Here is a 13,820-nt window from a genome sequence, read left to right on the forward strand (position 1 = left end):
ACTTTTTGGGGTCAGATCAGGTGTTTCCCTTTGATTTTTTTAATATTCATTTATTTTTACGAGCGTTTCATAATCTCAAAAAACGCTTCGTTGGTTTTGGCTACACCCAGTTTATCAATAAGCCATTCCATTGCTTCCACTTCGCCCATTGGATTGAGAATTTTGCGTAAAATCCACATTTTTTGTAATTCATCAGGCGTGGTGAGCAAGTCTTCTTTACGCGTACCTGAGCGGTTGAAGTCAATGGCAGGGAAGACCCGTTTTTCAGCGATTTTGCGAGAAAGGTGAAGTTCCATATTCCCCGTTCCTTTAAATTCTTCAAAAATCACTTCATCCATTTTTGAACCGGTGTCTACCAACGCGGTGGCGATAATGGTTAAACTTCCGCCTTCTTCCACATTACGCGCCGCCCCAAAGAAACGCTTAGGACGATGCAGGGCGTTGGCATCCACACCACCGGATAAGATTTTGCCGGAAGCCGGGGTAACGGTATTGTAAGCACGGGCTAAACGGGTAATTGAGTCCAGCAAAATGACGACATCTTTTTTGTGTTCTACCGAACGTTTGGCTTTTTCGATCACCATTTCCGCCACTTGAACATGACGTGTTGCCGGTTCGTCAAAGGTTGATGCGATCACTTCACCTTTTACAGAGCGTTGCATCTCGGTCACTTCCTCTGGGCGTTCATCAATAAGCAATACGATGAGTTCCACGTCGGGATAATTGTGAGTGATACTTTGTGCAATATTTTGTAGCAACATGGTTTTCCCCGCTTTTGGCGGAGCAACAATCAAACCACGCTGACCTTTACCAATAGGTGAGGCCAAATCCAAAATGCGAGCCGTTAAATCTTCTGTTGAGCCATTGCCTCGCTCCATTCTTAGACGAGAGTTGGCATGTAATGGGGTTAAGTTTTCAAAGAGAATTTTACTGCGTGAGACTTCAGGTCTGTCGTCATTGACTTGATCCACTTTCAACAGGGCAAAATAGCGTTCACCTTCTTTTGGTGGGCGGATTTTACCTTCAATTTTATCACCGGTTTGGAGGTTGAAACGACGGATTTGGCTAGGGGAAACATAGATATCATCAGGGCCGGCAAGGTAGGAACTATCGGCAGAGCGGAGAAAACCAAAGCCATCAGGTAAAATTTCCAAGACCCCGCCGCCGAAAATGTCTTCACCGCCTTTGGCGTGCTGTTTTAAAATGGCGAAAACAATGTCTTGCTTGCGTAAACGGGCTAAATTTTCTAAGCCCATTTGCTCTTCGCCGAGTTTCACAAGATCTGAAACGGGCGTATTTTTAAGTTCTGTTAAATGCATAATGAATAATCGTTGGGATTAATATAGAGTTGAGTTAATGAAATGGAGGGCAGATGCCCGAAAATTGTTGCGTAAGGTATCACTAAAAAGGCATTCTGTCTAGTTTAAATTTATGTTTTACGGTATTGTCCCGGTGTTAATTGATAATATTTTTTGAAGGCTTTACCAAAATTACTTTCCGATTGAAAACCGCAATTGAGTGCAATACTGAGTATGGATTGTTGGGAGTGTTTGAGTAATTCTGCCGCTTTTTGTAATCGCATATGGCTGACAAAATGATAGGGGCTGATGCCGACTTGTTGGTTAAATAATCGTATGAGTTGCGCTTTGGAGAGATTGGCAATGTGGCAAAGTTTTTCAATTTTCCAATCCTGTTCCGGTTGAGCAAGAATATTGGATATCACATTATAAAGGCGTTTATCACGCAATCCTTTTAACAATCCGTTGAGCTGTGCCTCCTCTTGTTTTAAATAGGTACGAATTAATAATGTCAGTAAGACGCTAAGTAGGGCATTGATAATATTGGCAGAGCCAGATTGATACTCATCTGCTTCCTGTTGCAATATATCAAGTAAAGGTTTTAATGAGGCATCTTGTAAATTGAGTAAAATCACTTCAGGTAAGTTATTGAATAATTCTGATTGTTTATCATAAGTAAAATTGGCACAAAATAAGCTTAAATCCGGGAATTCCCCGCCACATTGTTTCAAAGTAAATGCACCATGAGAACGGGTATGAATTTTACTCGGCCCTTTATAATGGGGTTGGTGGGTTAAGGAATGACCCAATGAATGGGGGAAAAAGACGATATCGTTCTTTTTAAGTTTGATTGCCCGATCAATGCCGTCAATGTGCAAATAGCCTTGCCCTTGTGAAACAATATGCACAATACCGTGGCAAGATTGCCATTCATGCCGAATATACCAAGCCTCTTGTAATTGACACTGAACATTAATGCTTCCTGAAATTTGAGCAAATTTCATTAGCTGATCAAGTATATCCATGACTGACCTCTATCCATAAAACACGAACCATAAAAAATAGGGAGCGAACTCCCCATTTCCTTTGATGACTTTTATTATGCCAATTCGCCTGCTTTTTTGCGCAGAATTCGATTGGCACATTCTGCGGCGGCGGTTAATCCACCTGCCATCATAATAATGTCTTTTAAAATCAACCGTCCGGCAGCGGATAAATAAGGGAAACCATAGTTTGGAGTAGGCAAATCGCCCCCTAAATTAGGCACCCAAGTTTCCGGTGTGGTGATAAGGAAAGAAAGCGTAACAATTGACATACCAAAGGTCAATAGCCCTCCAATTAACCCAATATTGGCGTTCCAAATACCAAGAAGGGTTAAAATACCAATAGTAACAATCACCACGCCTAATCCGTAAGAGAAGGTATAAGTACCGTTTTGTTTATGCCATTCGATATTTTTTTGCACCATTTTTCCTTCAGGATTTTTGTGTAAAACATATTCTTTCACCATTTCGCCTTTTTCATTCGGGGCGTATTTATCGCTATTATTATAGAAAAAGCTCATAAAAGGGCTGTTGGATACAAAATGGGCAATACCGTCTGCTTCATATTGGAAGGCTTTTAAACCGCCAATCCAAGCCATAACAATAAAAATGGCAATGCGGATAAAGTTGATAAATTGACGTTGCCAAGGGGCAATAATTTTAGCAATGAATTCAATGAATGCTTGCATAGATAACTCCAAATTATTAATGATAAATCAGGCTCAGATTTTAAGGGGAATTAAGCCAAAGTTATTAGACGATTTGTCTTAATTTATCCATAAATTGTCGCATTTTGTGATGGGGTATGGGGCGGTTTTTAAATTATTTCACTTATTTTTAGGGAATTGATAAAATAGCGCCTTTAAAAAATTTCGTATATTTTGACCGCACTTTGGGGTCTATTGACAGAAAAAGAGGGAGATTATGGCACTTTGGGGTGGGCGTTTTACACAAGCAGCAGATAAGCGTTTTAAAGATTTTAACGATTCTTTACGTTTTGATTATCGTTTAGCCGAACAAGATATTGAAGGATCGATCGGCTGGTCGAAAGCGTTAGTAAAAGTGAACGTATTAACGCAAGAGGAACAGCAGCAATTAGAAAAAGCATTAAAGGAATTATTGATCGAAGTGCGATCAAACCCTCAAGCGATTTTGCAAGATGAAGCGGAAGATATTCACAGTTGGGTGGAAAGTAAACTGATTGATAAAGTGGGTAATCTGGGCAAAAAATTACACACCGGTCGTAGTCGTAACGATCAAGTCGCACTGGATATTAAAATGTGGTGTAAACAGCGTGTGATTGAATTGCAAGATTCCATCCGCAATTTGCAACGTCATTTGGTGCAAACCGCTGAAAATACACAAGAGGCCGTGATGCCGGGTTATACCCATTTACAACGTGCCCAGCCTATTACATTTGCTCATTGGTGCATGGCTTATGTGGAAATGTTTGATCGGGATTACAGCCGTTTAACGGATGCCTATAAACGGATGAACACTTGTCCGCTTGGCAGTGGGGCGTTGGCAGGTACGGCCTATGCGGTGGATCGTGATGCTCTTGCGCAGGATTTAGGCTTTAGCTTTGCTACCCGCAATAGTTTAGACAGTGTTTCGGATCGGGATCATATTGTGGAATTGCTTTCCGCCGCTTCTTTAAGTATGGCACACCTTTCCCGTTTTGCCGAAGATATGATTATTTTCAACAGTGGTGAGGCCAATTTTGTGGAATTGTCCGATCGGGTCACATCCGGTTCTTCATTAATGCCACAAAAGAAAAATCCTGATGCTTGTGAATTAATCAGAGGAAAAGCAGGGCGTGTCATGGGAGCATTAACCGGCATGTTGATGACATTAAAAGGTTTACCGCTTGCTTATAACAAAGATATGCAGGAAGACAAAGAAGGGATTTTTGATGCCCTTGACACTTGGCAAGATTGTGTGGATATGGCGACCTTTGTCTTAGATGAACTCAAAGTGAATGTTGAACGCACTCGTGAAGCGGCGCTAAAAGGCTATTCCAATGCGACCGAATTAGCAGATTATCTTGTAGCAAAAGGCGTGCCATTCCGTGACTCTCACCATATTGTGGGCGAAACGGTGGTCTATGCCATTGAGAAAGGCAAAGGGTTGGAAGACCTCACGATTCCGGAATTTCGTCAGTTTAGCGAAGTGGTGGGCGATGATGTGTATGCCATTCTCTCTCTTCAATCTTGTTTAGATAAACGTTGTGCAAAAGGTGGGGTTTCTCCATTGCGTGTGGCAGAAGCCATTGCAGAAGCGAAAGCCCGATTTGCTTAACGGATAACATCAACAAAAAGTGCGGTCAGAAAAACAATTGAATTTTTGACCGCACTTTTCTCTTTAAAATCCAAACTATCGCTTGTCAAACATTCCCTTATAGGAAAAGATAACCCGAATAAATGAATTTTTACACAGAAGCGGGTTTGTTTGCTGTTGAATTGTCCAATCGCATCTTTGAATTTTTCATTCTTCCTTTTAAAATCAGGCCTTTCTCTTTTATTTTATAAGGAAACTTGAATGACAGACTATCAGCAAAATGAAAAATCAACATGGCTTTCAAAATTGAATGCATTAGGCCCGGGGATTTTAATGGCATCAGCTGCGGTAGGGGGCTCTCACCTTATTGCTTCCACCCAAGCGGGTGCTATTTATGGCTGGCAATTAGCGCTGATTATCGTTCTTGCTAATTTATTTAAATATCCTTTCTTCCGTTTTGGTACACAATATACCCTTGATAGTGGTAACACCTTATTAGAAGGTTACCGCCAAAAAGGGAAAGTCTATCTTTGGGTCTTTTTTCTTTTAAATATTTTTGCAACGATGATTAATACTGCCGCAGTGGGGCTATTATGTGCGGCGATTCTCACCTTTGTTCTGCCAATTCAAATTCCCGTTCCAGTCTTGAGTTTAGTGGTTATCGCCGTCAGTGCAGGCATTTTATTATTTGGAAAATATCGTGTGCTTGATAACCTTTCCAAACTGATTATGATTGCTTTAACTCTCAGTACTGTCGCAGCGGTGCTTATTGCCTTGTGGCGAACAGGGCTACAAGGGGTTGCGCCTACGGATTATATTGCGCCTTCCCCTTGGCAATGGGGCGCATTAGCCTTTATTGTGGCGCTAATGGGCTGGATGCCTGCACCGATTGAAATTTCCGCCATTAATTCAATGTGGGTGGTGGCAAAACGCCGTATCAGCCATGTTTCTTACAAAGACGGGATTTTTGATTTCAATGTAGGTTATATCGGCACTGCCATTTTAGCCTTGGTGTTCTTGGCATTGGGGGCATTGGTGCAATTTGGCTCAGGTAACGCTGTGGAAATGGTGGGGGGGAAATATATCGCCCAACTCATTAATATGTATGCGTCCACGATTGGCGAATGGGCAAAAGGGATCATCGCTTTCATTGCTTTTATGTGCATGTTTGGTACGACAATTACGGTGATTGACGGCTATTCTCGTACCAATGTGGAAAGTTTACGTCTTATTTTAGGACAGAAAAAAACGCCGGAAAAAACTTTAAATATGGCGATCTTGCTCGCATCAATCTCAGGTTTGGCGATTATTTTCTATTTCAATAATGCCGTTGGCCCGATGCTAAAATTTGCTATGATCGCTTCTTTTGTCTCCACGCCGATTTTTGCTTGGCTCAATTTATCACTGGTTTTAGACGGAAAACATAAAGTGAGAGGTTGGTTGCTTTGGCTCTCGATTATTGGCTTGATTTACCTGAGTGCGTTCACCGTCTTGTTCATTCTTTATCAAATGAATTGGTTGAATTAAGCAAAAAGTGCGGTTGAATTTTCTCAATTTTTCATTGTGATATTGCCGTTGAACGAACGGAATTTTTGTGTATAAGGGGAAACACATAGTGTGTTTCCCCTCATGTTTTCTTAGTGCAACATAATGCCAAAAGGCGTTAATGGATAAACGCGATTTTGTGGTATTAATCTCTAAAATTATTAAATTGGAAAGGTTGTCCTAACTCTGCATTTTTCACCAGTTGAATAACGGCTTGTAAATCATCACGGGATTTACCGGTCACTCGCACCTGATCACCTTGAATTTGGGCTTGAACTTTTATTTTAGAATCCTTCACTAATTTTGTGATTTTCTTCGCCATTTCGGTTTCAATGCCTTGTTTTAATTTGATTTCTTTGGTGTAAAGTTTGCCATGGTGTTCACTTTCCGTTGGAATATCCAATGAGCCGTGTTCAATGCCACGTTTAACAAATGCACCAATTAAGATTTCGATTAACTGTTCAAGTTGAAATTCAGATTCCGTTGTCACTTTCACGGTTTCATTTTTTTCATTGAGTTCCATGATAGCTTCTACGCCTCGGAAATCATAACGGGTGCTTAATACTCGGTTAGCATTTTCCACGGCGTTACGCACTTCGTGCATGGTAATTTCAGAAACAATATCAAAAGATGGCATAATTTTCTCCCATTAAGGTTAAATTCTTTCTCTCGCACTTAAAAGACATAAAAGTGCCGTTAGGTCGGCGAAGTTTACCACAATTTGTGCCTGTTGTTGCACTTTCGGTTTGGCATGGAACGCCACACCCAAACCGGCAACGGTCATCATGGCTAAATCATTGGCACCATCGCCTATGGCAAGGGTGTTTTGGGGGGCAATGTCATATTCATCACGCAGCCGTTCCAGTGTTCGTGCTTTATATTGTGCATCGACTATATCGCCTTTGACGAACCCGGTGAGTTTGCCGGCCACAATGTCAAATTGGTTGGATACAGCACAGTCTAATTTTAATAAATCTTTTAAATAATCGGCAAAATAGGTGACCCCCCCTGAGGCAATGGCGGTTTTCCAACCGTGTTTTTGCAAGGTTTGAAGGGTTTCCGTTAGACCGGGCATGAGGGGTAAATTTGACCGCACTGCTTGTAAAATACTTTCCGGCGCATCTTTTAAGGTGGCTACCCGACGGCGTAGGCTCTGTTCAAAATCCAGTTCACCCCGCATTGCACTTTCGGTAATGGCGGACACTAATTCCCCCGTGCCGGCAAGTTTGGCGATTTCATCAATACATTCTATTTGAATGGCGGTGGAGTCCATATCCATCACTAATAAGCCTTTTTCGGACAATTTTGCTTCGAAGTTCAACAGGGCAATGTCTAAACACAGGTCATGAGCGGCAGAAAGAAAGCTATCCTGCCACTGGCCTTTCAGCAATACCACGGTATTTTTTTCTACATTCCAAGCATCAAAACACTGAAAATTTTGACCGCACTTTTGCTGAAACTGCATCAATGTAGAAAGATTGAGCTGTGTACCATAAAGGATAAACGCCTCTTTTGGCGGTGCTGGAGGGAGATCGGGTAAAAGTGCGGTAGGAAATGAGGGATATTTTTGTGTAATACCGGCAAGGTTTTGAATTTGCATAGAAAATCCTGTAAATTGTCGAAATGAAAACTATTCTAGCCGATTTAAAGGTAAATTGGGGAAAATAACGTGCATTTAATCAAAGATAAATTAACTAAATCAGTGATGTTGGTGCTGATTATCCTTTTTTGCCTGGGGGCGCTGGCGGTGATTTTGTTTGGGGTACAGCAGTTTAAAATCGGATCACAGTTGGCAAGCGTGAACCAAGTGTCGAATTTATCTCATATTTTAGTGCGTCAGCAAACAAATTTGTTTTCAGTGTTATTGATGAATAATGCCAAAATCGAAACTCTCACGGAGAATTTGGATAATCTGGTACGAGAGCATTTTGTTTTAGATGCCTCAATTTATAATTCGCAAGGAAAATTATTGGCGCAAAGCACGGCTTCGGAAAATTTGCGTAAACGTTTAGGCTTGGAAAATCGGGATGAGGCACAAAATACCCAACAAGTGGTGGAGCCGGTTTATTCGAATTTAGGTATTCAAGGTTTTCTCAGGGTAACCTTCGATGGGCAATATGCGCAATCTTCTCAAAGTAAAATTAATCAAATTTTCCTCCGACTTTATGGGGAGCTGATTATCGTCTTTTTATTAGGGGTGGTATTGGCAAGCTCTATTCACTATTTTTTAAGCCACTACCGCCGAGCTTATCGCCTCTCTCATGAGCCTTCCAAAGCTGTCAATTTACCGGTTAAATCCAATATCCAACGCTATAATCAAAGACGGCGTAGGGGATAGGATGATCGTTTATTGCGATAAGATAAAATGCAAATTTTTACCGAAAGGCAGGAATAAATAAGGTAGAATAGCCGCAAATTTATTTTTTATCATAACAGGAGAAATATATGGCAACTCGTCAACAGTTAGCAAACGCAATCCGTTTTTTGTCAATGGATGCCGTACAAAAAGCAAAATCAGGTCACCCCGGTGCACCAATGGGGATGGCAGATATTGCCGAAGTGTTGTGGCGTGATTTTTTAAAACATAATCCAACCAATCCGAAATGGGCGGATCGCGACCGTTTTGTCCTGTCAAATGGACATGGTTCAATGCTAATTTATAGTTTGCTGCATTTAACCGGTTATGATCTTTCCATTGACGATTTAAAACAATTCCGCCAGTTACATTCAAAAACCCCGGGGCATCCGGAATATGGTTATGCACCGGGTGTTGAAACCACAACCGGGCCTTTAGGTCAAGGGATTACCAATGCGGTGGGTATGGCGATTGCGGAAAAGACCTTAGGCGGTCAATTTAACCGTGAAGGCCACGAGATTGTGGATCACTACACCTATGTGTTCTTAGGTGACGGTTGTTTAATGGAAGGGATTTCTCACGAGGCTTGTTCATTAGCGGGGACATTAGGTTTAGGCAAACTCATTGCGTTCTATGATGATAACAATATCTCTATTGATGGTCATGTTGACGGTTGGTTTAGCGATGATACCGCCGCCCGTTTTGAAGCCTACGGCTGGCAGGTGATTCGCAATGTAGATGGCCATGATGCGGAACAAATTCGAGCAGCGACCATTCTTGCCCAAGCCGAAAAAGAAAAACCGACGTTAATTATTTGCAAAACGATTATCGGTTTTGGTTCACCAAACAAAGCTAATTCTCACGACAGCCACGGCGCGCCTTTAGGTGATGAAGAAATTGCCTTAACCCGTAAAGCATTAAATTGGAATTATGCACCGTTTGAAATTCCGGCGGAATATTATGCCGAGTGGGATGCAAAAGCAAAAGGTCAGGCTGCAGAAAAATCATGGGAAGAAAAATTTGCTGCTTATGAAAAAGCCTATCCGGAATTAGCCGCTGAATTCAAACGCCGTATGGCTGGTGAATTACCGACAGACTGGACAAAATATTCCCAAGCTTTCATTGAAAAATTACAAGCCAACCCGGCAAGCATTGCAAGCCGTAAAGCCTCTCAAAATGCCATTGAAGCCTATGCACAGGTGTTACCGGAGTTTTTAGGCGGTTCGGCAGACTTAGCCAGCTCTAACCTCACCTTATGGAGTGGTTCAAAACCAATCCGTGCCCATGAAAATGTGGGGGGGAACTACATCAACTATGGTGTGCGTGAATTTGGTATGTCAGCCATTATGAATGGTATTGCGTTACATGGCGGTTTCATTCCTTATGGTGCAACGTTCCTCATGTTCTACGAATATGCCCATAACGCTGTGCGTATGGCGGCATTAATGAAATTACGCAACCTCTTTGTTTACACCCACGACTCCATCGGCTTAGGGGAAGACGGCCCGACCCACCAACCTGTCGAACAAACCGCTGCATTGCGTTTAATTCCAAATCTTGAAACATGGCGTCCGTGCGACCAAGTGGAATCTGCGGTGGCATGGCAACAAGCGGTAGAACGTCAAGAAGGCCCGAGTGCGTTAATTTTCACTCGTCAAAATTTGGCGCAAATGGACCGCACTTCTGAGCAATTAGCCAATGTGGCACGAGGCGCTTATATCTTAAAAGATTGCCAAGGCACCCCGGATCTCATTTTCATTGCCACTGGTTCTGAAGTAGAACTGGCGGTGAAAGCGGCAGAAGTGCTTGCAGCGGAAGGCAAAAACGTGCGTGTGGTTTCTATGCCAAGCACCAATCGTTTCGACAAACAAGATGAAGCATACCGTGAAAGCGTTTTACCTTCTTCTGTCACCAAACGTGTCGCCATTGAAGCGGGCATCTCCGATTTCTGGTATAAATATGTGGGCTTCGGCGGTCGTATTGTCGGCATGAATTCCTTTGGTGAGTCAGCACCTGCGGATCAATTATTCAAATTGTTCGGTTTCACCGTGGATAACGTGGTAGCGACAGCAAAAGAGATTTTGTAATTTCTGTTCACTAGAACTAAAGTGCGGTTGAAAAAATAGTATTTTCGACCGCACTTTATTTTTCTTCTTTTTCGATCATTGATTGCCCCTGTTGATTTTGCTAAAATCCGCCCCGTTTTTTCTGAGAGATCAGGGAAAATGAGTTCGGATGAAGGTAGCTGGAGAGTAGGGAATGAACCCTACGCCGACGATGTAAAATCTTTCAGGCGCACATGAGTGCAGGGACTGTTACTGGACGAACCCTTGGAGAGATCCATTGCCCTCAAAATAGGGAAAATGGACGCCGAAGGCGCAAAAGAGCGGTGGTTTTTCACACTGTTTTTCAAACGCTCAGGCAAAAGGACAGGGGCTAAAAGATAATCTGTATTTTATTTCTTTTCACGGATACTTTTCGTCTCCTTGTTGCGTTTATTTGTTTTTAGACCACGAGGAATCATCATGTCATTCACGACAATTTTATCTGCTATTGATAGTTTTATTTGGGGCCCGCCATTACTGATTTTACTATCAGGAACAGGGCTTTATTTCACGTTACGTTTAGGTTTCATTCAAATCCGCTATTTACCCTTGGCGATTAGTTATTTATTTAAAAAAGAGCGGGGGGGAAAAGGGGATGTCTCTTCTTTTGCCGCACTGAGTACCGCTTTAGCCGCAACCATCGGAACGGGGAATATTGTCGGCGTGGCGACAGCGGTGCAGGCAGGCGGGCCGGGAGCGATCTTTTGGATGTGGCTGGTGGCATTGCTGGGGATGGCAACAAAATATGCAGAATGTTTATTGGCGGTGAAATATCGGGTGAAAGATCGGCGTGGGTTTATGTCCGGCGGCCCCATGTATTATATTGAGCGTGGACTAGGCGTTAAATGGCTGGCTAAAATGTTTGCGGTGTTTGGGGTGCTGGTGGCGTTTTTCGGTATTGGAACTTTCCCGCAGGTGAATGCCATTACACACGCTATGGAAGATACCTTCCATATCCCGGTGATTATCACCGCTGTTGTGGTGACTGTCCTCGTGGCGATGATTATTTTAGGGGGGGTAAAACGCATTGCGATTGCTTCCTCGATCATTGTGCCTTTTATGGCAATTTCTTATGTGCTTGTATCCCTCATCATTATTTTATTAAATTGGGAACGGGTGCCGGATGCGGTGATGTTGATTGTTCGTAGTGCTTTTGATCCCCAATCAGCGCTAGGCGGGGTATTGGGTTTTACTGTGATGAAAGCCATTCAATCAGGGGTGGCTCGGGGGATTTTCTCTAATGAATCCGGCTTAGGCAGTGCACCGATTGCCGCGGCAGCTGCTCAAACTCGAGAGCCGGCCCGCCAAGGCTTGATTTCAATGACGGGCACTTTTTTAGATACCATTATTGTGTGTTCAATGACTGGGATTGTTTTAGTGTTAACCGGTGCATGGAGCAACCCTGAGATTGCCGGTGCTGCGGTAACCAATGCGGCATTTGCACAGGGGCTAGGGCTAGATATTGGGGCAACTATTGTTACTCTCGGTTTATTATTTTTCGCTTTCACGACTATTCTAGGCTGGTGTTATTATGGTGAACGCTGTTTTGTGTATTTGGTGGGAACCCGAGGTATTCGTTTATACCGTTTAATCTTTATTATTTTGGTTGGGATTGGATCATTTTTGAAATTAGATTTAATTTGGATCTTAGCGGATATTGTCAATGGTTTAATGGCTTTCCCAAATTTAATCGCTTTAATCGGATTGCGTAAAGTGGTGATTGAGGAAACGAAGGATTATTTTTCACGCTTAAAAATGAATCACCATGATCAAGATGAACTTGTTTAAGTTTATATAATCAATAAGGATGCTTGATGGGCATCCTTTTTTATGGCGACTTTTCATAGTCATTGTTTTCAGTGGAAAGAAAACAACAAATATAGATAAATGGGATCTAGATCATATTTTTGACGATTAGTCTTTTTTTCTCTCAAAAATGACTTGAAAAAGCCCGAGTAGGGGACTATGTTGATCGTAAATCAAACCGAACCCGAGGGTTCTAACAACGCGAGAGGTAAATGCTATGACATTAAATATCACCAGCAAACAAATGGAAATCACCCCTGCAATTCGCGAGCATGTGGAAGGTCGTCTGGCGAAATTGGAAAAATGGCACACGCAGTTGATTAATCCGCACTTTATATTAAATAAAGTGCCTAATGGTTTTAATGTTGAGGCGTCCATTGGAACACCACTTGGGAATTTGGTTGCGAGTGCAACGGCGGATGATATGTATAAAGCCATTAATGAGGTGGAAGAAAAGTTAGAACGCCAACTCAATAAATTACAGCATAAAGGGGAAGCCCGCCGTGCGGACGAGCGTTTAAAAGACTCCTTCGACTAAAAGTGCGGTCGTTTTTCATCAAGTTTTTTGAAAGCATCATGCCAAGGTCAACACCTTGGCATTTTTTATGGAAGTGTTGTACTTTTTTATTGATTTTGCTCATTGAGCTTTAAAATCAGACTGTCGAGTTTTTCAGCAAAGAGGGCAGGGTTTTCTAAATGAGCATTATGACCTGCATGGGGAATGGTGATTAAATTGAGTTGTTCAGACTGGGCAAGCCTTTGGAATTTGGGATCCTGTTCGCCACAAAAATAAAAAAACGGCAGTGAACTTGACCGCACTTTTTCTCGAAAATCCGCTTGTTTGGCAAGGCTGGTGGCAAGTAACATCTTTCCAATATTTTCACCACAGTTGGTTTTTCGTTTTTCAATAAGTATTGCTCGTTGATGAGCGGTTAAATGGGAAAAAACAGGCTGTTGATACCAATCTGCCAAGACTTTTTCAGGCATTTCCTTCGCAAATCGTGTTGCCCATTGTGTGTCATTTTGCCAACGAGCCTGTTTTTCTTCTTCTGTTTTTAAGCCCAAATTCGCCCCTTCTAACACCACCGCTTGTAAATTTCCTTTTTCCACTTTTGCTTCTAACGCATAGTGCATGGCAATGCGTCCCCCAAGGGAATAGCCTACAAGAAGATAGGGTTCATTATTGATTGCATTTCGGATTTGCTTGGAAAGATAGTCGGCAGTATCGTTGAAATGGCAAACAGCCGTTTCTTTTGCTTTGCCATGAAAGGGTAAATCCATGGAAATACAGTGAAAGTGCGGTAGATTTTCAATGACTTTTTGCCAATCGGAGGCGGTGCCGAGGAGGCCATGGAGAAAAATAATCTTCATTATTTAATAAAAGGGCGGA

The 13,820-nt window shown here is 42.3% G+C and carries 12 protein-coding genes and 1 riboswitch; of the genes, 6 read left to right on the top strand and 6 right to left on the bottom strand.

Annotated features, from left to right (window positions below; genetic code table 11):
• Nucleotides 1-56: 56 nt before the first annotated feature.
• From rho to BKK48_RS09565, 3 genes are all read right to left on the bottom strand, one after another.
• Entirely contained in the window at nucleotides 57-1,319 is a 1,263-nt protein-coding gene (gene rho / locus BKK48_RS09555) for a transcription termination factor Rho (protein WP_077428223.1), read from the bottom strand.
• Between the two features lie 110 nt (nucleotides 1,320-1,429).
• A complete protein-coding gene (locus tag BKK48_RS09560; RefSeq protein WP_077428225.1) occupies nucleotides 1,430-2,323 on the bottom strand; it encodes an AraC family transcriptional regulator in 894 nt (297 codons plus the stop codon).
• A gap of 74 nt (nucleotides 2,324-2,397) precedes the next feature.
• Entirely contained in the window at nucleotides 2,398-3,030 is a 633-nt protein-coding gene (locus BKK48_RS09565; RefSeq protein ID WP_077428227.1) for a DUF417 family protein, read from the bottom strand.
• A 235-nt stretch (nucleotides 3,031-3,265) separates the two neighbouring features.
• On the opposite strand from BKK48_RS09565, the gene argH reads away from it, so the two are divergent.
• Together argH and BKK48_RS09575 are read left to right on the top strand one after the other, a co-directional pair.
• Nucleotides 3,266-4,639, top strand: a complete 1,374-nt coding sequence (gene argH, locus BKK48_RS09570; RefSeq protein WP_077428229.1) for an argininosuccinate lyase — start codon at nucleotides 3,266-3,268, stop codon at nucleotides 4,637-4,639.
• A 240-nt stretch (nucleotides 4,640-4,879) separates the two neighbouring features.
• Complete coding sequence (locus BKK48_RS09575; protein WP_077428231.1) at nucleotides 4,880-6,145, top strand: NRAMP family divalent metal transporter; 1,266 nt, start codon at nucleotides 4,880-4,882, stop codon at nucleotides 6,143-6,145.
• 163 nt (nucleotides 6,146-6,308) lie between these two features.
• On the opposite strand, the gene BKK48_RS09915 is transcribed toward BKK48_RS09575, so the two are convergent.
• Both BKK48_RS09915 and serB read right to left on the bottom strand, forming a co-directional pair.
• A complete protein-coding gene (locus BKK48_RS09915; protein WP_143538864.1) occupies nucleotides 6,309-6,800 on the bottom strand; it encodes a YajQ family cyclic di-GMP-binding protein in 492 nt (163 codons plus the stop codon).
• Between the two features lie 18 nt (nucleotides 6,801-6,818).
• Complete coding sequence (gene serB / locus BKK48_RS09920) at nucleotides 6,819-7,763, bottom strand: phosphoserine phosphatase (protein WP_143538865.1); 945 nt, start codon at nucleotides 7,761-7,763, stop codon at nucleotides 6,819-6,821.
• A gap of 69 nt (nucleotides 7,764-7,832) precedes the next feature.
• Between serB and BKK48_RS09585 the strand changes: the two genes are divergently transcribed.
• From BKK48_RS09585 to raiA, 4 genes are all read left to right on the top strand, one after another.
• Complete coding sequence (locus BKK48_RS09585) at nucleotides 7,833-8,501, top strand: YtjB family periplasmic protein (protein WP_077428233.1); 669 nt, start codon at nucleotides 7,833-7,835, stop codon at nucleotides 8,499-8,501.
• Nucleotides 8,502-8,608: 107 nt separating this feature from the next.
• The gene (tkt, locus tag BKK48_RS09590; RefSeq protein ID WP_077428235.1) at nucleotides 8,609-10,606 is read left to right on the top strand and encodes a transketolase; all 1,998 of its coding nucleotides are present in this window, start codon (nucleotides 8,609-8,611) and stop codon (nucleotides 10,604-10,606) included.
• A gap of 233 nt (nucleotides 10,607-10,839) precedes the next feature.
• Nucleotides 10,840-10,962: riboswitch (glycine riboswitch) on the top strand.
• A gap of 82 nt (nucleotides 10,963-11,044) precedes the next feature.
• On the top strand, nucleotides 11,045-12,412 hold the full coding sequence (locus BKK48_RS09595) for an alanine/glycine:cation symporter family protein (RefSeq protein ID WP_077428237.1): 1,368 nt from the start codon (nucleotides 11,045-11,047) through the stop codon (nucleotides 12,410-12,412).
• Between the two features lie 235 nt (nucleotides 12,413-12,647).
• A complete protein-coding gene (gene raiA, locus BKK48_RS09600; protein WP_077428239.1) occupies nucleotides 12,648-12,968 on the top strand; it encodes a ribosome-associated translation inhibitor RaiA in 321 nt (106 codons plus the stop codon).
• Between the two features lie 86 nt (nucleotides 12,969-13,054).
• On the opposite strand, the gene menH is transcribed toward raiA, so the two are convergent.
• Nucleotides 13,055-13,804 (bottom strand): 2-succinyl-6-hydroxy-2,4-cyclohexadiene-1-carboxylate synthase, encoded by a 750-nt coding sequence (gene menH, locus BKK48_RS09605; RefSeq protein WP_077428241.1) that lies wholly within the window; start codon nucleotides 13,802-13,804, stop codon nucleotides 13,055-13,057.
• Nucleotides 13,805-13,820 lie beyond the last annotated feature (16 nt).

It is taken from the genome of Rodentibacter heidelbergensis (genome assembly GCF_002000125.1).
Taxonomy (GTDB): domain Bacteria; phylum Pseudomonadota; class Gammaproteobacteria; order Enterobacterales; family Pasteurellaceae; genus Rodentibacter; species Rodentibacter heidelbergensis.